This is a genomic window from Agrobacterium tumefaciens, from assembly GCF_009649785.1.
In the GTDB taxonomy this organism is placed as follows: Bacteria; Pseudomonadota; Alphaproteobacteria; order Rhizobiales; family Rhizobiaceae; genus Agrobacterium; species Agrobacterium tumefaciens.
Map to the genome: position 1 here is coordinate 57,645 of NZ_WJOK01000024.1, position 19,341 is coordinate 76,985.

The window sequence follows — 19,341 nt, forward strand, 5'->3', positions numbered from 1 at the left end:
CCACGGGTCCGGCACGACGGAGGAGAGCTTGTCGCACTTCCTCGAAACAGAAAGGGCGCAGCCAAAGCCGCGCCCTGTAAACTATCTCAAGCGGATAAAAATCAAGCCGCCCGCGAAACCTCGCGCCCTGCCCCATGCCCGAGTTCGAAACGGGACAGCAGCGCGCGGAGCTGCCGGCTTTCTTCGGCCAGCGTCTGGCTGGCCGCCGTCGTCTCTTCCACCATGGCGGCGTTCTGTTGGGTCATCTGGTCCATGTGGTTGACGGAGGTGTTGATCTCCTGCAGGCCGGTGGCCTGTTCCCGCGCCGCCGTGGCGATGGAATTGACATGGCCGTCGACCCGGTTGACCAGCGTCACGATCTCATCCAGCGCATCGCCCGTGGAGCGAACGAGTGCGACACCGCCGCCGACCTCTTCCGCGGAACGATTGATAAGGGTCTTGATCTCCTTGGCGGCATTGGCAGAGCGTTGCGCGAGTTCGCGAACCTCCTGCGCCACCACGGCAAAACCGCGTCCCGCTTCGCCTGCCCTTGCGGCCTCGACACCGGCATTCAGCGCCAGAAGGTTGGTCTGGAACGCGATTTCGTCGATGACGGAAATGATCTGCCCGATGCGCCGCGAAGATTCCTCAATACGGCCCATCGCATCGACGGCATTGCGCACGATCTCGCCCGAGCGGCCTGCGCTCGTTTTTGTATCCTGCACCATTTGTCGGGCCTCGTTCGCCCGTTCGGAAGCGGTGCGCACCGTCGCGGTGATTTCGTCAAGAGCCGCCGCCGTCTCCTCCAGCGCCGCTGCCTGCTGCTCTGTCCGGCGCGAAAGATTGCCGGTCGCACCGCTGATGTCAGATGCGCTATCGTTGACGACATGGCCGGTTCTGGCGATCGCCTCGATCGCCCCATGCAGCGCGCCGACGGCGCGGTTGAAATCCATGCGCAGCTTTTCATATTCGCCGCCGATATCGGCAAGCTCGACGGTCAGATCGCCATTGGCGAGTGCTTCCAGCGAACTGCCGAGCTCATTCATGGCATGAGCCTGACGTTCGGATGCGGAGCGCAACGCCATCTCGTTGCCATGCCGCGCCTCCTCCAGCGCCCGCTGCTGCTCCGCCTCGCGGGCCTGCAAGGCGCTGCGCTCGTTGACGCTGTCACGCAGCACCAGCAACGTCTTGGCAATGGCGCCGATTTCGTTGCGACGGTCGGCGAATTCAATTTCCGCCTCGCCGTCACCATCAGCGATCCGCTTCATACTCTGCCGGATGCGATCGATAGGCCGTGTCACGCTGCGCACGACGGCTGCAGCCACGCCGATCACCAGAACGCCGGACAGAACACACACTGCGATGTTGAAATAGGCATTGCTCCAGAAAACCGCCTCAAGATCGTCGACATAGACGCCAGTGCCGACAATCCATCCCCAGGGCGCGAAACCGGCGACATGGGAAAATTTCTCGACTGGGTCCGGCGCGCCGGGCTTGGGCCAATAATAATCGACAAAGCCCTGGCCGCCCGCCTTCACCGTATTGACGAATTCGACGAACAGCGCCTTGCCGTTCGGATCCTTGTTGGCAGTGAGATCGCTGCCGTTCATCTCGGGCTTGATCGGATGCATCACCATCTTGGGATGCATGTCGTTGATCCAAAAATAGCCGCTGCCGTTGCCATAGCGCATCGCCGCAATCGTGGTCTTGGCTTGTTGCTGCGCAGCCTCACGCGTCAGGGTGCCACCCTGCTCTAGCCGGTAATATTGCTCAAGAATGGCGATAGCCGTTTCGTTCATGGATGCGAGCCCCGCTTTACGCTCGCGTTCCATCTCATGAAAGGTCTCGAACAGGCTGAATGTAAGTGCCGCAGTCAATATTGCCAGAAACAATGCAACGAGCGCATAAAGGCGCATAGATATCGTGACGTTTTTCATATTCCCCCCAACGCCGCTGACGGCACTTCGACCAGCCTATGTTAGAGTTAAAAAATTTATTATAACTGAATACGCTTATTATACGTTAGTATTATTCCAGACCTCCTCCTCCCAACCCGCCAATACTCTCCACGGCCCTTAAAAGCCGGCGCAGCGACCCGAAATTCTACAGGGTGCTGCCGTTTTAAAGAGCTCGTTAACCCTGACGTCCTATCCTCTTTTGCCAAAATACAGGTACAGGGAGACGCGCAATGTCACGGCCGAATTTCCGCTTTACACACTATGACCTGAAGGAATTGCGGGCTGGGACGACCATTGAGGTGTCCCTTTCGGCCGTCAACAATGTACGGCTGATGACAGGCGCAAATTTCCAGCGTTTCACAGAATTGCTCGATTTCAAATATCTCGGCGGCGTCGCGAAAAAATCGCCGATCCGCATCAGCATTCCCGAGACCTTGCACTGGCATCTGGTGATCGATGCCGAAGGGCACAGTGGTCTGGCGGAATCCTCGGTCAAGATGCTGCCTGCGCCGTCGCAGGTCATACAACACCGGAAGGCATCCTGATTTCCCTTTGGAAACAGTTGGATGGCGCGGTGTTACGACTCACTTTGGCAAGCGCCTGATTCTTTTTGTGAAGAAAGCTTTTTAACGCGAACCGCGCTCGCGGCGCAGCTTCGCCCACCAGTCGAGACGCTTGCGGATGTCCCGCTCGAAACCCCTGTCGGGCGGATCGTAAAACGTCTTGCGACCCATTTTTTCCGGAAAATAGTCCTGTCCCGAAAAGGCATCCGGCTCGTCATGGTCGTAACGGTAACCGTCACCGTAACCCTCGCCCTTCATCAGCTTTGTGGGCGCGTTCAGAATATGTTTTGGCGGCACCAGCGAGCCGTTTTCCTTGGCCGCCCGCATCGCCGATTTGAAGGCTGTATAAACGGCATTCGATTTCGGCGCGGTGGCGAGATAGACGCAGGCCTGCGCCAGCGCCAGTTCGCCTTCCGGTGACCCCAGATAATCATAGGCGTCCTTGGCGGCATTGCAGACGGCAAGCGCCTGCGGATCGGCAAGGCCGATATCCTCCACCGCCATGCGCACCAGCCGCCTCCCGATAAAGAGCGGGTCTTCGCCGGCGTCAAACATGCGGCAGAGATAATAAAGCGCCGCATCCGGGTCCGAACCCCGCACCGATTTATGCAGCGCGGAAATCAGATTGTAGTGGCCGTCCTGTCCCTTGTCGTAAACCGGCGCGCGCCGCTGCACGATGCGCGTCAGCCCTTCGGTATCGAAAGTCTCGTCCTTGCGCGCCGCACGCCAGACCTCTTCGGCAAGCGTCAGCACGGCGCGGCCATCGCCATCGGCCATCCGGATCAGGCTGGCACGCGCCTCCTCGGTCAGCGGCAGAGGCTTGCCCTCCGCCTCTTCGGCGCGCTTCAAAAGCTCGCCCAGGCTCTCCTCGTCATGCGAACCGAACGTGAGGACACGCGCCCGCGACAAAAGAGCGGCATTCAGTTCAAAGGACGGGTTTTCGGTGGTTGCACCCACAAGAATGATGGTGCCGTCTTCCATGACCGGCAGGAAGCTGTCCTGCTGGGCACGGTTGAAACGATGGATCTCATCAACAAAAAGCAGCGTCTGCCGGCCGTTCATCCGGCGTGTGCGTGCTGCCTCGAAAACCTTCTTGAGATCGGCGACACCGGAAAAGATCGCCGAGATCTGTTCGAAAGCCAGCCCGGCCTCGCCCGAAAGCAGACGGGCGACCGTTGTCTTGCCGGTGCCGGGCGGTCCCCAGAAGATCATCGATCCGAGTGAGCCGCTATCGATCATACGGCGCAGCACGCCCTCTTCACCCGTCAGATGAGGCTGCCCGGTCACCTCCGCCAGCGTCTTCGGACGCAGGCGGTCGGCAAGAGGCCGCCGGTTGGCGACCTCGACAGGCACCTGTGGGGCAAAGAGGTCATCGCTCATCGCAGGAACTGCCGGATACGTTGACCGTCACGCAGGATTTCCACCCGCCAGAAGCCGGGATTGTCATCCAGCGCCTTTTCGACCGCAGCCGTGGAGCCGATATCCGAGCCGTTCAGCGATAGGATGACGTCCTTCGGCTGGAAACCGACCCGATAGGCCGGCGAACCGCGCTTCACATCGGTGACGACGACGCCGGTCACCTGCGAAGGCATGCGCAGTTCATCCGCAAGCTTCGGCGAAAGATTGGCGACAGTCGCGCCCGCCAAGGGATTGCGTCCCTCCAGCAGCCGTTCGTCACGCGGCGCGGTTTCCGGCGCCGTGTCGAGCGCAATGGTCACCTTCTTCTCTTTACCCTTCTCCACCAGCGTCAATTCGGCGGACTTGCCGATGCCAGCAGTCGTGAGGCGATAACCGAGTGCATCGGGATGCTCCACCTCCAAACCGTTGACCGCCGTTACGACCTGCCCCGGCTCGATGCCAGCTTTCTCCGCCGGGCCGCCCTTGACGACGCTGACGACGAGCGCACCGCGCGCGCGGTGCAGGCCAAGCGCCTCGGCGACATCGGAGGTGACAGGATCGAAGGTTGCGCCGATATAGGGCCTCTGGAAGTTCGCGTCGCCACGCTCGGCGGCGGCAACGAAAACGCGGACCAGATTGGCGGGAATGGCAAAACCGATGCCGTTCGACCCGCCGCCCTTCGAGAAGATGGCAGTATTGATGCCGATCAACTCACCCGCCATGTTCATCAGCGCGCCGCCGGAATTGCCGGGGTTGATGGAGGCGTCGGTCTGGATGAAGAAGCCGAAATCGCCCTGCGTCACCTGGTTGCGCGCCAGCCCCGAGACGATGCCGCTTGTTACCGTCTGGCCGACACCGAAGGGGTTGCCGATGGCAAGCACGAGATCGCCGACTTCAATGGCATCCGAATTGCCAAGCGAAAGCACCGGAAACTGTTCCTTCGCGTCGATCTGCAGAATGGCAAGATCGACCCGGTCGTCCTTCAGCAGCACCTTGGAGGAGAATTCACGCCCATCCGCCAGCGCCACCTTGATGTCGTCGGCGCCATCGATGACGTGATTATTGGTCACCACGAGGCCGCCGGCCGTCACGATCACACCCGATCCAAGCGAGGACTGTTTCTCCGTGCGGTTCGGCATCTGCTGGCCGAAGAACTGTTCGAAGAACGGGTCGCCGGCAAAGGGCGACGAGCGCCGCTGCACGATGCGTTCGGCATAGACATTCACCACAGCGCCCGCGGTACGCTTGACCAGCGGCGCGAAGGAAAGCTGCATTTCCATGTGGCTTGCGGGCACGGTCTTGTTGTCCTGCGCCTGCGCTCCGACCGGAACGAGAAGCAGCGCCGCAAGAAAGCCGGTGGACAGATACTTCAGCACGCTCTGCATGTGATTCCTCATCCTCATCAGTATGATGGAGTTATAACGTGAAAGCCTATAAAGCAAAGCGCGGCAAGATGATGGCCGATCTTTTTCATGCGATGACCGGCTTGTGCAGGTGGAACCAACAGCACCCCATTTCGGTTTCACCCACACGAGCCTGTCCTCAAAATGAGACGACCCATGCACATGAAACAGACAATCCTTGCCTCCGGCATCCTCCTCGCCTGCGCTTCATTGGGTTCGCCCGCCAACGCCGCCAGCTTCGATTGCACGAAGCCTGATCTGGCCTCGGATGAAAAGGCGATCTGCGACAACCGAGCCCTCAACGATCAGGACGTGAAGATGGTCACCACCTTCGACATCCTGACACAACTGATGGCGATGGGCGCACGCGACACCTTGCGCGAAGAACAGAGCCAATGGTTGAAAAAGCGCCAGGAATGCAATGCGGATGTCGCCTGCATTACAAGTGCCTATGAGGAGCGCATGAAGCGGCTCGGGGAAGCTTTTCAGAGCATAAACAGACCGCTCTGATTTTCACGCAACGCGAATGATATTCTCCATCAGCCCATGCAATTGGTCGCGATAACCGGTTCTCGCCGAAGGCGCATCCTCGCGGGACGTCATAACCACCGAAAGCCGTTTGGCGGGGACGATATAGAGCATCTGCCCGCCGTAGCCCCAGGCATAATAAACCGTCTCGCCCGCCATCTCCTTGATGAACCAGCAATAGCCGTAACCATCGCCGTTGAAGACGGAATTGGTGCGTTGCTGCCAGGATTGATCGATCCAGCTCTGCGAAATCAAACGCTCGCCGCCTGGCGTTAACCCGCCCAGCCGGTAAAGCTCGCCGAAAGCCAGCAGCGACCGCGCCGTCATCGCCATCTGGTTGCCGCCCAGATAGATGCCCTGCGGATCGCGCTCCCAGCCGCCGATTGAGAAGCCCTCCAGCGGCCGGAACCAGTCGCGCGCCAGCGACAGCGTCGAACGGCCGGATGCCTTGGTCAAAATCGCCGAAAGCAGATGCGTGGAACCGGTGGAGTAAAGCATGCCACCGCCCGGCTCTCCGGCAAAACCCGACCCCAGCGCCATTCGCACCCAGTTGCGGCTGGCGACCCAGCGGCCGTAGTTCGGGCCGGACATTCGTTCCAGACCGGATTGCATGGAAAGCAGGTTGCCGATGGTTACCCTTTCCAGACGCGCATCGGGGTTCGGCGGAAAATCGCTGCGCAGGATCGTGGCAATCGGCTGATCCGCCCCGGCCAATATCTTGCGGTCGATCGCCATGCCGACCAGCGCGGAAATCACAGATTTCGAGGCCGACTTGATGTTGGTGGAACCCATAAGGCTGGCGCCGTGATAGGCACGGCTGGCCACCTCCTCGCCGTCAATACTGACGATGACGGCTTTCAGGCTCGAAAGCCCATCCGCCTCGTTGAGCAATGGACTGAAGCGGGCGCCATTGCCGGGTGTTTGCCCGTGGGCAAGGCGGGCGAAAGGCAGGGATGCGATAAGGCCGAGTGCGGTTCGTCTTTTCATGGTGCTGAAGTTAGGCATCGCGGCGCGTTGGAAAAGGGCAAGTGACGGAACATCACTCCAATGTGACTGCTGGCATGGAGGGTGGACGGCCGGATGGTTTAGAATTTGCGGTGCAGAAACAGCGTGTTGCGCGAGCTTGGAGAATCAAGCTCTGAGGCAATTGAATCTGTTTCTTAACGACGCGCGTAATCTGGGTCAGAACAAGAAAAAGCCGCTCAGAAGAGCGGCTCAGGCTGCCTGCAATGTAGGACCCTGCCCGCCAGATTACTCCGGCAAAATCCGAACAGCACCCTTGTCGGCACTGGACGCAAAAGCCGCATAGGCCTTCAGCGCTGTCGTGACGTTGCGCTTGCGGAACTCCGCAGGCTTCCAGCCGAGCTGATCCTGCTCGGCGCGGCGGGCTGCCAGTTCCGCATCCATAACTTTGAGGTTGATCGTGCGGTTGGGAATATCGATCTCGATCAAGTCGCCCTGACGCACGAGGCCGATAGCGCCGCCCTGCGCCGCTTCCGGCGAGGCATGGCCGATGGACAGGCCGGATGTGCCGCCCGAAAAACGTCCGTCGGTGATCAGCGCGCAGGCTTTGCCGAGGCCCTTGGACTTGAGATAGCTGGTCGGATAGAGCATTTCCTGCATTCCGGGGCCGCCCTTCGGTCCTTCGTAACGAATGACGACGACATCACCGGCCTTGACCTCGTTGGAAAGAATGCCCTTCACCGCCGCGTCCTGGCTTTCGTAAACAACCGCCGGACCGCTGAATTTAAGGATGGATTCGTCGACACCCGCCGTCTTCACGATGCAGCCATCAAGAGCGATGTTGCCATAAAGCACGGCCAGACCGCCATCCTTGGAGAAAGGCTTTTCAACCGAGCGGATAACGCCGTTTTCACCGTCCGTATCCAGATCGTCCCAGCGCGACGACTGGCTGAAGGCCACCTGCGTCGGCACGCCGCCGGGGGCAGCCTTGAAGAACTGCCGCACGGTTTCGCTGTTGGTGCGGGTGATGTCCCAACGGTCGATGGCGTCGCCCAGCGTCGCCTCGTGCACCGTGTAGGTATCGCGATTGAGGAGACCGCCACGATCCAGCTCACCGAGAATGCGCATGATGCCGCCGGCGCGGTGAACGTCTTCCATGTGCACGTCCTGCTTGGCAGGCGCGACCTTGGAAAGGCAGGGAACCTTGCGGGAAAGACGGTCGATGTCTTCCATGCCGAAATCGACACCGCCCTCATGCGCTGCCGCCAGAATATGCAGCACCGTGTTGGTGGAACCGCCCATGGCGATATCCAGCGACATGGCGTTTTCAAACGCAGCCTTGTTGGCAATGGTGCGCGGCAGAACGGTCTCGTCGTCCTGCTCGTAATAACGGCGCGCCAGATCGACGATCAGGTGACCGGCCTCGACGAACAGGCGTTTGCGGTCCGAATGGGTGGCAAGCGTCGAGCCATTGCCGGGCAATGACAGGCCGAGCGCCTCGGTCAGACAGTTCATGGAATTGGCAGTGAACATACCGGAACAAGAACCGCAGGTCGGGCAAGCGGAACGCTCGATGATCTTGACGTCCTCATCGGAAATCTTGTCATCGGCAGCTGCGACCATGGCGTCAACCAGATCGAGCGCGACCGTCTTGCCATGCAGAACGACCTTGCCCGCTTCCATCGGACCACCGGAAACGAATACGGCGGGAATGTTGAGGCGCATCGCCGCATTCAGCATGCCGGGGGTGATCTTGTCGCAGTTGGAGATGCAAACCATCGCGTCGGCGCAATGGGCATTGACCATGTATTCGACCGAGTCAGCGATGATTTCGCGCGACGGCAGCGAATAAAGCATGCCGTCATGGCCCATGGCGATGCCGTCATCAACAGCGATGGTGTTGAATTCCTTGGCAACGCCACCGGCCGCTTCGATTTCACGCGCAACGAGCTGGCCGAGATCCTTCAGATGCACATGGCCCGGCACAAACTGCGTGAAGGAATTGACCACCGCGATGATGGGCTTGCCGAAATCGCTGTCCTTCATGCCGGTGGCGCGCCATAGGCCGCGCGCGCCCGCCATGTTGCGGCCGTGGGTTGTCGTTCTGGAGCGATAGACTGGCATGGTGTTTTCCTCGATCTCTTGGGCAGAAGAGCGCATTCCCGCACCGCGGTCAAAATGCCCTCGCCCTATTTTGCGGTTTTTCTAGCGCAAACCGTAAGCCCTGTCACTGTCACCTTCGGGCAAAACAGTACGGTTCGGTACGGTACGCCCGGTTTGAATGTTGCAATTCGCGCGGCCTGTCATCACAAATGCGCGATTTTTGCCGCCCGGCCGCTGTTTTTGCGCAGAGTGCTGAAACATATCTGTGCAGCGGCCGTATAGCCTATCATAATCGATTTATCGCCGATGCACCCGGCTTTTGTGGAGGTTGAAATGCCCGCCTATCGTCCGCCCCTCATCCCGGCACGAGAAATCACGCCGAAGAATATCTACCTCTCGAGACGCGGCTTCCTGGGCACCGCGGCGGGGCTTGCGGCAATCGGGCTTTCCGGCCGCGAGGCTGTCGCCACTCCGCTTGCTGCCAAAGCAGGCGCCTACAAGCTGGATGAGAAGCTCACCCCGCTCGATGCCGTCACCAGCTACAATAATTTCTATGAGTTCGGAGTGGGCAAATCCGACCCGAAGGAAAATTCCGGCAAGTTCAAGCCCACCCCCTGGACGGTGAAGGTGGATGGCCTTGTCTCCAAACCGCAGGAATTCGGCATCGAAGAGCTGATGAAATATCAGCTAGAGGAGCGCACCTATCGCATGCGCTGCGTCGAGGGCTGGTCGATGGTCATTCCGTGGATCGGTTTCCCTCTCGCCGCACTTCTCGACAAGGTGGAGCCACTCGGCAGCGCGAAATACGTGTCCTTCGAAACCGTGGTGCGGCCGGAGGAAATGCCGGGCCAGAGCGGCCTGTTCCAGCCTCTGTCCTGGCCCTATGTCGAGGGTCTGCGCCTAGATGAGGCCCGCCATCCTCTGACCATTCTTGCCGTCGGACTATACGGCGAAACCCTGCCGAACCAGAATGGCGCTCCCATTCGCCTCGTCGTTCCCTGGAAATACGGCTTCAAGGGCATCAAATCCATCGTCCGTATTTCGCTTGTCGAGAAACAGCCGGAAACGACGTGGAAAAACTCCAACGCCCGCGAATACGGTTTCTATTCCAACGTCAATCCGCATGTGGACCATCCGCGCTGGAGCCAGGCAACGGAACAGCGCATCGGCGAAGGCGGCTTTTTCGGCACCCAGAACCGCCCTACCCTGATGTTCAACGGCTATGACGAGGTGGCAAGCCTCTATACCGGCCTCGATCTAAAGGCGAATTACTGATCATGGCCCTCGCCTTTTCGCTTCCCTCACTGCCGAAGCGTTACCAGCCGGCAGCCATCTGGTCGCTTTATGTCATCGGCCTCTGTCCCGGCCTCTGGTATTTTTACCTCGCCGCAACCGGCGGCCTCGGCTTCAACCCAGTCAAGGATTTCGAGCACCTGCTCGGCATCTGGGCGCTGCGCTTTCTATGCCTCGGCTTGCTGGTGACGCCGCTGCGCGATCTCTTCAACATAAACCTCATCGCCTATCGCCGGGCGTTGGGACTGATCGCCTTCTATTACGTGCTGGCACATTTCAGCGTCTATCTGGTTCTGGACCGCGGCCTGGTCTTCAGCTCCATCGCCGCTGATATTCTCAAGCGGCCCTATATCATGTTCGGCATGGCGGGGCTCGTCATGCTGCTGCCGCTCGCGCTCACCTCCAACCGCTGGTCGATCCGCAAGCTCGGCAGCCGCTGGAACACGCTGCACAAGCTCGTCTATCTCGTGCTCATCGTCGGCGTACTGCATTTCGTGCTGGCGCGAAAATCGATCACGCTCGAGCCGGTGTTTTATATCAGTACGATGGTGGTGTTGCTCGGGTATCGGCTGGTGCGGCCCTCGATCATGGCGGCGAAGAGGGCAAGGCGCGCAAGCCCCGTCCGGACGTAAAGGACGCCACCGCGATCCCGCCGATATAACAGACGATATTCCACACCGAGAAAACGCGGCCGAGCAGCAAAGCTCCGGCCGCCGTTGCGCGAAACGCGTCCAGCGCCGGGAAATGAACGAGCCGGATCAATTCCACGACGACGACGGCGATGACGGCGATGTGAACCTCGTAACCGTAACAGCGGGACGGAAGGATGGCCGCCAGCAGCAGATAGACCATCGCCCCCCAGAGCACGGATCCGCCATATTTTACCGCCACGAACGGCAATCCCACCTCGTAGCCGAACGCCCGCAAGCAAAGACCGCCAATGATCACAATCATGGCCGCCGCCAAAAGCCGGATGCGGGCAAAATAAGGCGGGGAAAGGCGTGACAGACCCATGCGAGTTCCTTCCGGTTTTCGTATGAAAATTTAACGGATACAAATCGAGGCGCGAACATGAGCACAGCAACAGGCCCAGCCGCAACCCGCCTCTCGGTTTTGGACAATCTTTTGTGCGATACCTATCCTTGGGGCGAACTCAAGGGAATCAGGCGCTTTGTCATCGAATTTCTCTATTTCGGCATCAAGGAAGCCCGTGCCTGCCTGTTTGCGGGATTGTTCTTCATTTCCATCTTCGTGGTGCCGCAAGGTGGGGTATTTGGCATTCCGCGTTATGACGTGCTGCTGATCGTCGCGCTCGGCATCCAGTTCTTCATGATCTGGAGCAGGCTGGAAACGCTTGACGAGGCCAAGGCCATCCTGCTGTTCCATATCGTCGGCTTCGCGCTTGAGGTGTTCAAGACGTCAAGCGCTATCCAATCCTGGTCCTACCCCGACTTCGCCTATAGCAAGGTCCTCGGCGTGCCGCTCTTTTCCGGCTTCATGTACGCCGCCGTCGGCAGCTACATCATCCAGGCGTGGCGCCTGCTGGATGTGCGCATTCGCAATTATCCCACCTATTGGATGGCAACGCTGATCGGCATCGCCATCTACGCCAACTTCTTCACCCACCACTTTATCGGTGACTACCGCTGGTACATCGCCGCATGCGCCATCGGCCTCTATTCCCGCGCAACGGTGGTCTACCGCCCCTATGATCGGGATCGAAAGATGCCGCTGCTTCTCTCCTTCGTCCTGATAGGGTTTTTCGTCTGGCTCGCGGAAAACATCTCCACATTCTTCGGTATCTGGAAATATCCCGATCAGATCGGCGCATGGTCCGTCGTCCATATCGGCAAGTGGAGTTCGTGGTCGCTGCTGGTCATCATGACGTTTACGATTGTCGCGCAACTCAAGCACATCAAGGCCCGTATACACGTTCCGGAGTGAAGCGAGCGCTTTCCAAGCATCGTTAAAAACGACGATTGCAGGACATCGAGCCGATAGAGAGCAATAACATAGATATCATTAAGTAAATCCTGCCAAAAATCTATCGAGCGATATACAAGACAAGCGAAAATTACGAAGCTGGCGTATTTATTTTTCACGACGCCAGCCGCCCTAATGGCTTCTATGTTGATACAGCTTACCCTCGGAACGCCGATATTGTGAAAAAGACCATTACACCCGCACCCGTATTCCTGAAATTTACAGGCTATATGATCCAAGACTTCGAAATGTTCGAAAGCTTGGATGGCGTCTTACTTCTAGGTTTGTATCACTTAACTAAAAAGGAGCGAAATGCGCTCAATACATTCCTTGTATCCCTGTTGCGCTCTGATGTTTCAGATAGCTTGATTGGAGATCTTTGGAACACATCCAATGCTGAATTTGGTGCCGAAGGTAAGGGAATTAGATGGCTTCTCAACCGGACCGTCGAGTTGATCAAAGGTGACGACGGCACTGACGGTTACTATCTGCGTCGTTCATGACTATTCTTTTGGAAAATAAAAAAGCCGGGTGATTTCTCACCCGGCTTTTTAATTCACGACGCCTGAACGGCGTCAGACCTTACGCAGCTTCGGCAGCAGCAGCTTCCGCAGCAACGCGAGCCTTGTCGGCTGCGCCCTTGGCGTCAACGTCACGCTCGACGAATTCAACAACGGCCAGAGCCGCGTTGTCGCCCTGGCGGAAGCCAGCCTTCATGATGCGCAGGTAGCCGCCGTTGCGGGTTGCGTAACGCGAAGCGATTGCGTCGAACAGCTTGCGAACAGCGTCCTGATCCTTGATCTGCGAGATCGCCTGACGACGAGCGTGCAGGTCGCCGCGCTTGCCAAGCGTCACGAGACGCTCGACGATCGGACGGATTTCCTTCGCCTTAGGAAGGGTGGTGACGATCTGCTCATGGGTGATGAGCGAAGCAGCCATGTTGGCAAACATTGCCTTGCGGTGGCTGGCGGTTCTATTGAGCTTGCGGCCTGAATTACCGTGGCGCATTGCTATTCTCCTTCTACGCAGGTGCCTTCTCTAAGGCCTGCCGTTTCCTGGCACATGCAGATGACTTATCTGCTGTTTGACGGGGAAAGGCAGTCTTTAAGGTCTGCCTTCTTGTTTGTTAGTATTGGTCTTCGTAACGCTTTGCGAGATCTTCGATGTTCTCAGGCGGCCATGCCGGTACTTCCATACCGAGGTGCAGACCCATGGAAGCGAGAACTTCCTTGATTTCGTTCAGCGACTTGCGACCAAAGTTCGGCGTGCGAAGCATTTCGGCTTCGGTCTTCTGGATCAGGTCGCCGATATAGACGATGTTGTCGTTCTTCAGGCAGTTTGCCGAACGAACGGACAGTTCCAGCTCGTCGACCTTCTTGAGAAGCGCCGGGTTGAACGCGAGTTCGGTAACCGATTCTTCTTCTGCTTCCTTCTGCGGCTCGTCGAAGTTGACGAAGACGCCGAGCTGGTCCTGAAGAATGCGAGCGGCGAAGGCAACGGCGTCTTCGCCGGAAACCGAACCGTTGGTCTCGATCGTCATGATCAGCTTGTCATAGTCGAGAACCTGACCTTCACGGGTGTTTTCCACCTTGTAGGACACTTTCTTGACCGGAGAATACAGGCTGTCCACCGGAATGAGGCCAATCGGGGCATCTTCCGCGCGGTTGCGCTCAGCCGGTACGTAACCCTTGCCGTTGTTGACGGTGAATTCCATGCGGATTTCAGCGCCTTCGTCCAGCGTGCAGATCACGTGGTCGGGGTTCAGGATCTCGATGTCGCCAACCGTCTGGATGTCACCAGCGGTTACCGAACCCGGACCCTGCTTGCGCACGACCATGCGCTTGGAATCGTCACCATCCATCTTGATGGCGATTTCCTTGATGTTGAGCACGATATCCGTCACATCTTCCCGAACGCCGGGGATGGAGGAGAATTCGTGCAGGACACCGTCGATCTGCACGGCCGTAACAGCGGCACCACGCAGAGAAGACAACAGAACGCGACGCAGCGCGTTGCCGAGGGTAAGACCGAAACCACGCTCCAGCGGCTCGGCAACGAGCGTTGCCTTGGTGCGGCTGGACGAGGTGAACTCGACCTTGTTCGGCTTGATAAGTTCCTGCCAGTTCTTCTGAATCATCTTTAAACCTTCCGTTCGCCGCCACCATCCAATCGTGACGGACCGAGCATGAAAACACTGAGAGGAACCTAATTCCGCGGTTCATCAGTGGGTTCTTGAGCGCAAGTCCGTCGATCGAAATCGACGCGCACACGCCAGATACACGAAAATTCCGCCAGACCGAAGGAAAGGCGGAATTTCCGAACCACGGTCGCGTCAGACGCGGCGCTTCTTGCGCGGACGGCAACCGTTGTGCGGGATCGGCGTCACGTCGCGAATGGAAGTGATCATGAAACCGGCAGCCTGCAGAGCGCGAAGTGCCGATTCACGGCCGGAACCCGGACCGCAAACTTCAACTTCAAGCGACTTCATGCCGTGTTCCTGAGCCTTCTTCGCGCAATCTTCAGCAGCGATCTGGGCAGCAAACGGGGTCGACTTGCGCGAACCCTTGAAGCCCTTGGCACCAGCGGACGACCAGGCAATAGCATTGCCCTGTGCGTCGGTGATGGTGATCATCGTGTTGTTGAAGGTCGAGTTGACATGCGCGACGCCCGACGTGATATTTTTACGTTCGCGACGGCGAACGCGTGCGGCTTCCTTGGCCATTTTATACCTTTCATTGATCTCTTCACCGCCGTAACACCAGCGGCTACACCGGCGATCGACCCGTTTCCGAGCTTCACGCCAAACTCAGAAAGGCTGGCGCAGACCGCACCAGCCTCTCCTTTCCGGAGAACCGGAAAATTACTTCTTCTTACCAGCGATAGCCTTCGCCGGACCCTTACGGGTGCGGGCGTTGGTGTGCGTGCGCTGACCGCGGACCGGAAGGCCACGACGGTGACGCAGGCCGCGGTAGCAGCCGAGGTCCATCAGACGCTTGATGTTCATCGAGGTCTCGCGACGAAGATCGCCTTCGACCTGATAGTCGCGGTCGATGGCTTCGCGGATCTGAAGAACTTCAGCATCCGTAAGCTGATGAACGCGCTTGTCAGCCGGAAGACCGACCTTGTCCATGATTTCCTGCGCGAATTTCGGACCAATCCCGTGAATATACGTCAGCGCAATAACAACGCGCTTTGCAGTCGGGATGTTGACGCCAGCGATACGTGCCACGTCTTTTCTCCTTGGTTCCAGTTGCCATCCGGCAAGTGGTGATTCCATTCGAGCGGCCGACACGACCGCCAGTTCAAAATTGATGTCCGTGACAAGTCAAAACGACCGAACCCGGATTTCCCTCCCTTAAGGGAAATCCGCGCCAGTCGCTTGGGATGTCGCGAGTTGGCGCGGTGTTTAACGGAATCAGCGCTAAAAAGCAACCGGCTCCGCCAAGATTCTTTTGCGATCCAAAGGATACGCCGTATCAGGAGCCCAGGATTTGCCGGGAAAACCGCCTGCGGTTTTCACCGTCCCGCTCCAACCATCAGGCCGAGGCCTTTTCCAGAACCCGTTCGATGGCCGCAGTGACGGCATCGACATCAGCCATGCCATCCAGTGTCACAAGTTCGCCCTGCTCGCTGTAATATTGCGACAGCGGCGCAGTCTTCTCGCGATACTCCGTCAACCGCTTGCGGAAGGCTTCCGGATTGTCGTCGGAACGAACCGTGCCACCGGCAGCGATGGTCTCCGCAACGCGATTTTCGATTCGGCGAATCAGCGCCTCCTCGTCCACCTTCAGTTCGATGACGGCATCGAGGGCGACATTCTTCTTGTGCATGTTCTCGGCAAGCGCCTTGGCCTGCGGAACGGTGCGCGGATAGCCATCGAGAATGAAACCCTTGGCACAGTCCGGAGCTTCGATGCGTTCGGAAACAATCTGATTGACGATATCGTCGGAAACGAGCCCGCCGGCGTCCATGACGGCCTTGGCGCGCTTGCCTATTTCCGTGCCCGCGCTAACCGCAGCGCGAAGCATGTCACCGGTGGAAAGCTGCGGGATCCCGTACTTGTCAGTCAGGCGTTTGGCCTGGGTTCCCTTGCCCGCACCCGGCGGACCTAAAAATATCAGTCTCATCGTCCCCTCTTTCCTCCACGCAACTTCGACTTCTTGATCAGTCCTTCATACTGCTGCGCGATCAGGTGTCCCTGAATTTGCGCAACCGTGTCCAGAGTTACACTGACAACGATCAAAAGCGAAGTACCACCAAGGGCTAATGGAATGCCCGTACGTGCGATAAGTGTCTCAGGAAGGATACACACGAAGACAAGATAAACAGCGCCGACAACCGTGATACGGGTCAGAACGTAATCGATGTACTCCGCGGTGCGCTCGCCCGGACGAATGCCCGGAATAAAGCCGCCATGCTTCTTGAGGTTATCGGCCGTGTCCTTCGGATTGAAGACGATAGCCGTGTAGAAAAATGCAAAGAACGCGATGAGCAGGCCGTAGAGCGCCATGAACAGCGGCTGTCCATGCTGCAACGACGCGATGATCGAGGTTGCCCAGCCCGGCAGGTTGGTGTTTCCGGCAAAACCGGCAGCCGTCGCAGGCAGAAGCAGCAGCGAGGATGCGAAGATCGCGGGAATAACGCCAGCCGTGTTGAGCTTCAGCGGCAGATGCGAGGTATCGCCCTGGAACATCCGGTTGCCGACCTGGCGTTTCGGATATTGTATCAGCAGACGGCGCTGGGCGCGCTCCACGAAAACGATCAGCGCGATGACGCCGATTGCCACGATAACGACCATGAGGATGAGCGTCGTCGACAGCGCACCGGTGCGGCCGAGTTCCAGCGTGCCGGCAAGCGCCTTGGGCAGACCTGCGGCAATACCGGCAAAGATGATGAGCGAAATACCGTTGCCGATGCCGCGCGAGGTAATCTGTTCGCCAAGCCACATCAGGAACATCGTGCCGCCGAGCAGCGTGATGACGGTGGAAATACGGAAGAACAGGCCAGGATCGACCACGAGGCCGTTGCCACTCTCAAGGCCGACAGCGATGCCGTAGGCCTGCAGGGTGCCAAGCAGTACCGTGCCGTAGCGCGTGTACTGGTTGATGATCTTGCGTCCGGCTTCGCCTTCCTTCTTCAACGCTTCCAGCGAAGGCACGACCGAGGTCATGAGCTGCACGATGATCGAAGCGGAGATGTAAGGCATGATGCCGAGGGCGAAGATCGCCATACGCTCGACTGCGCCACCCGCAAACATGTTGAAAAGACCGAGAATACCGTTGGCCTGGCCACGGAAGGCCTGCGCATAGGCTTCTGGGTTCAGACCCGGAAGCGGAATGTGGGTACCAAGACGGTAGACGAGAAGTGCGGCAAGAGTAAACCAGAGACGCTTTTTCAGATCCTCCGCCTTAGCGAAGGTCGAAAAATTCAGGTTCGAAGCCAGTTGTTCCGCTGCTGAAGCCATAAATTTCTCCGAATGACCCTTGCCGGCCAGCGAAACCGGCCAATGCGGAAAGGTCTAAAAATACCGGTTCAAAAACGGGCTTCGGACGAACACGGCGTTGCGCCGCCATCATGCCTCACCCTGTTTTTTTATGTCCTATCCCCTCCCTCAAGGAAGTTCAAGAACTGTGAGGCTCTCCCTGCGGCACTTTATGCCGCATGTGGCGCGCATAACAGCTGCACCGCGAAGAGTTTGCCATGATGCCACAATAAATCGATTTAAATCGAGAGCACCATAAGCCAGGGAGCGCAAACGCCCGGAGCGACTATGCCCCGGGCGTCTGAAGTCTATATATTACTCGGAAGCTTCAGCTGCAACTGCGAGAAGCTTGATAGAGCTGCCGGCCTTCTCAATCTTTTCGAGTGCAGGCTTGGAAGCGCCGGCAACTTCAAAAGCAACCTTGCTCGTCAGTTCGCCGTCAGCGAGAATGCGAACGCCGTCCTTGGTGCGACGGATAACGCCAGCAGCCTTGAGAGCAGCAGCATCGATCGTTGCGGAAGCGTCGAGCTTCTTGGCGTCGATGGCGGTCTGAATGCGGCCGAGCGATACAACAGCAAATTCGGAAGCGAAAATGTTGTTGAAACCGCGCTTCGGAAGACGACGGTAGATTGGCATCTGACCGCCTTCAAAACCGTTGATGGCGACGCCCGAACGAGCCTTCTGACCCTTCACACCGCGACCACCGGTCTTGCCCTTGCCGGAACCGATACCGCGACCTACGCGGATACGGTCCTTGGTGGAGCCTTCGTTGTCTCTGATTTCATTGAGTTTCATGATAGGTTACTCCGTCTCACTTCTCGTCAACGACGCGAACGAGATGCTGGACCGCACGGATCATGCCGCGAACCGCAGGAGTATCTTCCAGGGTGCGCTGACGGTGCATCTTGTTGAGACCCAGACCGACCAGCGTCTGACGCTGGATTGCCGGGCGGCGGATAGGGCTGCCGATCTGTTCGACCGTAACAGTCTTTTTGGCTTCAGTAGTCTTCTTGGCCATGATCCAGCTCCTTATTCTTCAGAAGCGTTGCCGGAAGCGGCACGACGAGACTGAAGGGTCGCATACTTGAGACCACGCTGTGCAGCGATGTCCTTAGGATGAACCTGATGCTTCAGAGCGTCGAACGTTGCGCGAACCATGTTGTACGGGTTCGAAGAACCGGTCGACTTGGCAACAACGTCATGAACGCCCAGCGTTTCGAAAACAGCGCGCATCGGACCACCGGCGATGATACCGGTACCGGCCTTGGCCGAACGCAGCAGAACCTTGCCTGCGCCGTGACGGCCATTGACGTCGTGATGCAGCGTGCGGCCATCGCGCAGCGGAACGAAGATCAGATCGCGCTTTGCGCTCTCGGTTGCCTTACGGATGGCTTCCGGAACTTCGCGAGCCTTGCCGTGACCGAAGCCAACGCGGCCCTTCTGGTCGCCGACGACGACGAGAGCGGCGAAGCCAAAGCGACGGCCACCCTTAACAACCTTTGCAACGCGGTTGATCGCGACCAGCTTGTCGACGAATTCGCTATCGCGTTCTTCACGGTTCTGGCGGTCGTCGCGAGAACCTCTTTTTTCCTGTGCCATTGTCCTTGTCCTTTTTCTTTTACGGGTGGAACGGCAAACGAAAAGACCACCGGCCTCGATGAAGAGACCCGCATGGCCCGGTGAAATTC

21 protein-coding genes are annotated in these 19,341 nt (G+C 58.3%); 6 read left to right on the forward strand and 15 right to left on the reverse strand.

All coding sequences use genetic code 11. From position 1 onward, the window contains the following. Window positions 1–101: 101 nt before the first annotated feature. Window positions 102–1,916 (reverse strand): methyl-accepting chemotaxis protein, encoded by a 1,815-nt coding sequence (locus tag GH784_RS21795; RefSeq protein ID WP_065702399.1) that lies wholly within the window; start codon window positions 1,914–1,916, stop codon window positions 102–104. Between the two features lie 251 nt (window positions 1,917–2,167). Between GH784_RS21795 and GH784_RS21800 the strand changes: the two genes are divergently transcribed. Beyond that, window positions 2,168–2,482, forward strand: coding sequence for a DUF1883 domain-containing protein (locus tag GH784_RS21800; protein ID WP_013636426.1), 315 nt, complete (start codon window positions 2,168–2,170; stop codon window positions 2,480–2,482). Between the two features lie 81 nt (window positions 2,483–2,563). Here GH784_RS21800 and GH784_RS21805 read toward each other — a convergent pair whose 3' ends face one another. Together GH784_RS21805 and GH784_RS21810 are read right to left on the reverse strand one after the other, a co-directional pair. Continuing rightward, window positions 2,564–3,880 (reverse strand): replication-associated recombination protein A, encoded by a 1,317-nt coding sequence (locus tag GH784_RS21805; protein WP_013636427.1) that lies wholly within the window; start codon window positions 3,878–3,880, stop codon window positions 2,564–2,566. Continuing rightward, on the reverse strand, window positions 3,877–5,283 hold the full coding sequence (locus GH784_RS21810) for a DegQ family serine endoprotease (RefSeq protein ID WP_065702398.1): 1,407 nt from the start codon (window positions 5,281–5,283) through the stop codon (window positions 3,877–3,879). Before GH784_RS21810 ends, GH784_RS21805 begins: the two co-directional genes overlap by 4 nt. Window positions 5,284–5,457: 174 nt before the next feature. Here GH784_RS21810 and GH784_RS21815 point away from each other — a divergent pair, with 174 nt between their 5' ends. Next, window positions 5,458–5,811, forward strand: coding sequence for a lysozyme inhibitor LprI family protein (locus tag GH784_RS21815; protein WP_065702397.1), 354 nt, complete (start codon window positions 5,458–5,460; stop codon window positions 5,809–5,811). 3 nt (window positions 5,812–5,814) lie between these two features. On the opposite strand, the gene GH784_RS21820 is transcribed toward GH784_RS21815, so the two are convergent. Beyond that, window positions 5,815–6,816, reverse strand: a complete 1,002-nt coding sequence (locus tag GH784_RS21820) for a serine hydrolase domain-containing protein (RefSeq protein WP_065702396.1) — start codon at window positions 6,814–6,816, stop codon at window positions 5,815–5,817. Between the two features lie 264 nt (window positions 6,817–7,080). Further along, on the reverse strand, window positions 7,081–8,916 hold the full coding sequence (gene ilvD, locus GH784_RS21825; RefSeq protein ID WP_065702537.1) for a dihydroxy-acid dehydratase: 1,836 nt from the start codon (window positions 8,914–8,916) through the stop codon (window positions 7,081–7,083). A 312-nt stretch (window positions 8,917–9,228) separates the two neighbouring features. Between ilvD and msrP the strand changes: the two genes are divergently transcribed. Next, window positions 9,229–10,170 carry a protein-methionine-sulfoxide reductase catalytic subunit MsrP gene (msrP, locus tag GH784_RS21830; RefSeq protein ID WP_025593942.1) on the forward strand — a complete coding sequence of 314 codons (942 nt, stop codon included), beginning with the start codon at window positions 9,229–9,231 and terminating at the stop codon, window positions 10,168–10,170. A gap of 2 nt (window positions 10,171–10,172) precedes the next feature. Then, window positions 10,173–10,820, forward strand: coding sequence for a protein-methionine-sulfoxide reductase heme-binding subunit MsrQ (gene msrQ, locus GH784_RS21835; protein ID WP_003516113.1), 648 nt, complete (start codon window positions 10,173–10,175; stop codon window positions 10,818–10,820). Here the strand turns inward: msrQ and GH784_RS21840 are convergent. Then, window positions 10,774–11,202, reverse strand: a complete 429-nt coding sequence (locus GH784_RS21840) for a ribosomal maturation YjgA family protein (protein ID WP_065702395.1) — start codon at window positions 11,200–11,202, stop codon at window positions 10,774–10,776. The genes msrQ and GH784_RS21840 overlap by 47 nt on opposite strands. A gap of 57 nt (window positions 11,203–11,259) precedes the next feature. Here GH784_RS21840 and GH784_RS21845 point away from each other — a divergent pair, with 57 nt between their 5' ends. Both GH784_RS21845 and GH784_RS21850 read left to right on the forward strand, forming a co-directional pair. Then, window positions 11,260–12,132 (forward strand): DUF817 domain-containing protein, encoded by an 873-nt coding sequence (locus tag GH784_RS21845; protein WP_065702394.1) that lies wholly within the window; start codon window positions 11,260–11,262, stop codon window positions 12,130–12,132. A gap of 218 nt (window positions 12,133–12,350) precedes the next feature. Continuing rightward, window positions 12,351–12,674, forward strand: a complete 324-nt coding sequence (locus tag GH784_RS21850; protein ID WP_065702393.1) for a hypothetical protein — start codon at window positions 12,351–12,353, stop codon at window positions 12,672–12,674. 79 nt (window positions 12,675–12,753) lie between these two features. On the opposite strand, the gene rplQ is transcribed toward GH784_RS21850, so the two are convergent. The 9 genes from rplQ to rpsE all read right to left on the reverse strand — a co-directional run bounded on the left by rplQ (window position 12,754) and on the right by rpsE (window position 19,252). Next, a complete protein-coding gene (gene rplQ, locus GH784_RS21855) occupies window positions 12,754–13,179 on the reverse strand; it encodes a 50S ribosomal protein L17 (protein WP_003495230.1) in 426 nt (141 codons plus the stop codon). A gap of 118 nt (window positions 13,180–13,297) precedes the next feature. Further along, a complete protein-coding gene (locus GH784_RS21860) occupies window positions 13,298–14,308 on the reverse strand; it encodes a DNA-directed RNA polymerase subunit alpha (protein WP_003516121.1) in 1,011 nt (336 codons plus the stop codon). 195 nt (window positions 14,309–14,503) lie between these two features. Then, a complete protein-coding gene (gene rpsK / locus GH784_RS21865) occupies window positions 14,504–14,893 on the reverse strand; it encodes a 30S ribosomal protein S11 (RefSeq protein ID WP_003495225.1) in 390 nt (129 codons plus the stop codon). Window positions 14,894–15,031: 138 nt separating this feature from the next. After that, the gene (gene rpsM, locus GH784_RS21870) at window positions 15,032–15,400 is read right to left on the reverse strand and encodes a 30S ribosomal protein S13 (protein ID WP_003516122.1); all 369 of its coding nucleotides are present in this window, start codon (window positions 15,398–15,400) and stop codon (window positions 15,032–15,034) included. A gap of 307 nt (window positions 15,401–15,707) precedes the next feature. Continuing rightward, window positions 15,708–16,298, reverse strand: coding sequence for an adenylate kinase (locus GH784_RS21875; protein WP_003516123.1), 591 nt, complete (start codon window positions 16,296–16,298; stop codon window positions 15,708–15,710). Then, on the reverse strand, window positions 16,295–17,635 hold the full coding sequence (secY, locus tag GH784_RS21880; RefSeq protein ID WP_003516124.1) for a preprotein translocase subunit SecY: 1,341 nt from the start codon (window positions 17,633–17,635) through the stop codon (window positions 16,295–16,297). Before secY ends, GH784_RS21875 begins: the two co-directional genes overlap by 4 nt. A gap of 333 nt (window positions 17,636–17,968) precedes the next feature. Beyond that, window positions 17,969–18,448 (reverse strand): 50S ribosomal protein L15, encoded by a 480-nt coding sequence (rplO, locus tag GH784_RS21885; RefSeq protein WP_003516125.1) that lies wholly within the window; start codon window positions 18,446–18,448, stop codon window positions 17,969–17,971. Between the two features lie 16 nt (window positions 18,449–18,464). Next, window positions 18,465–18,671 (reverse strand): 50S ribosomal protein L30, encoded by a 207-nt coding sequence (gene rpmD / locus GH784_RS21890; protein WP_003495212.1) that lies wholly within the window; start codon window positions 18,669–18,671, stop codon window positions 18,465–18,467. 11 nt (window positions 18,672–18,682) lie between these two features. Continuing rightward, window positions 18,683–19,252 carry a 30S ribosomal protein S5 gene (rpsE, locus tag GH784_RS21895; RefSeq protein ID WP_003516126.1) on the reverse strand — a complete coding sequence of 190 codons (570 nt, stop codon included), beginning with the start codon at window positions 19,250–19,252 and terminating at the stop codon, window positions 18,683–18,685. Window positions 19,253–19,341: the final 89 nt, after the last annotated feature.

What these genes read in the sequence shown, in the direction of transcription:
- GH784_RS21795 (WP_065702399.1), bottom strand. Translation starts at nt 1,916, where the DNA reads ATGAAAAACGTCACGATATCTATGCGCCTTTATGCGCTCGTTGCATTG.
- GH784_RS21800 (WP_013636426.1), top strand. Translation starts at nt 2,168, where the DNA reads ATGTCACGGCCGAATTTCCGCTTTACACACTATGACCTGAAGGAATTG.
- GH784_RS21805 (WP_013636427.1), bottom strand. Translation starts at nt 3,880, where the DNA reads ATGAGCGATGACCTCTTTGCCCCACAGGTGCCTGTCGAGGTCGCCAAC.
- GH784_RS21810 (WP_065702398.1), bottom strand. Translation starts at nt 5,283, where the DNA reads ATGCAGAGCGTGCTGAAGTATCTGTCCACCGGCTTTCTTGCGGCGCTG.
- GH784_RS21815 (WP_065702397.1), top strand. Translation starts at nt 5,458, where the DNA reads ATGCACATGAAACAGACAATCCTTGCCTCCGGCATCCTCCTCGCCTGC.
- GH784_RS21820 (WP_065702396.1), bottom strand. Translation starts at nt 6,816, where the DNA reads ATGAAAAGACGAACCGCACTCGGCCTTATCGCATCCCTGCCTTTCGCC.
- ilvD (WP_065702537.1), bottom strand. Translation starts at nt 8,916, where the DNA reads ATGCCAGTCTATCGCTCCAGAACGACAACCCACGGCCGCAACATGGCG.
- msrP (WP_025593942.1), top strand. Translation starts at nt 9,229, where the DNA reads ATGCCCGCCTATCGTCCGCCCCTCATCCCGGCACGAGAAATCACGCCG.
- msrQ (WP_003516113.1), top strand. Translation starts at nt 10,173, where the DNA reads ATGGCCCTCGCCTTTTCGCTTCCCTCACTGCCGAAGCGTTACCAGCCG.
- GH784_RS21840 (WP_065702395.1), bottom strand. Translation starts at nt 11,202, where the DNA reads ATGGGTCTGTCACGCCTTTCCCCGCCTTATTTTGCCCGCATCCGGCTT.
- GH784_RS21845 (WP_065702394.1), top strand. Translation starts at nt 11,260, where the DNA reads ATGAGCACAGCAACAGGCCCAGCCGCAACCCGCCTCTCGGTTTTGGAC.
- rplQ (WP_003495230.1), bottom strand. Translation starts at nt 13,179, where the DNA reads ATGCGCCACGGTAATTCAGGCCGCAAGCTCAATAGAACCGCCAGCCAC.
- GH784_RS21860 (WP_003516121.1), bottom strand. Translation starts at nt 14,308, where the DNA reads ATGATTCAGAAGAACTGGCAGGAACTTATCAAGCCGAACAAGGTCGAG.
- rpsK (WP_003495225.1), bottom strand. Translation starts at nt 14,893, where the DNA reads ATGGCCAAGGAAGCCGCACGCGTTCGCCGTCGCGAACGTAAAAATATC.
- GH784_RS21875 (WP_003516123.1), bottom strand. Translation starts at nt 16,298, where the DNA reads ATGAGACTGATATTTTTAGGTCCGCCGGGTGCGGGCAAGGGAACCCAG.
- secY (WP_003516124.1), bottom strand. Translation starts at nt 17,635, where the DNA reads ATGGCTTCAGCAGCGGAACAACTGGCTTCGAACCTGAATTTTTCGACC.
- rplO (WP_003516125.1), bottom strand. Translation starts at nt 18,448, where the DNA reads ATGAAACTCAATGAAATCAGAGACAACGAAGGCTCCACCAAGGACCGT.
- rpmD (WP_003495212.1), bottom strand. Translation starts at nt 18,671, where the DNA reads ATGGCCAAGAAGACTACTGAAGCCAAAAAGACTGTTACGGTCGAACAG.
- rpsE (WP_003516126.1), bottom strand. Translation starts at nt 19,252, where the DNA reads ATGGCACAGGAAAAAAGAGGTTCTCGCGACGACCGCCAGAACCGTGAA.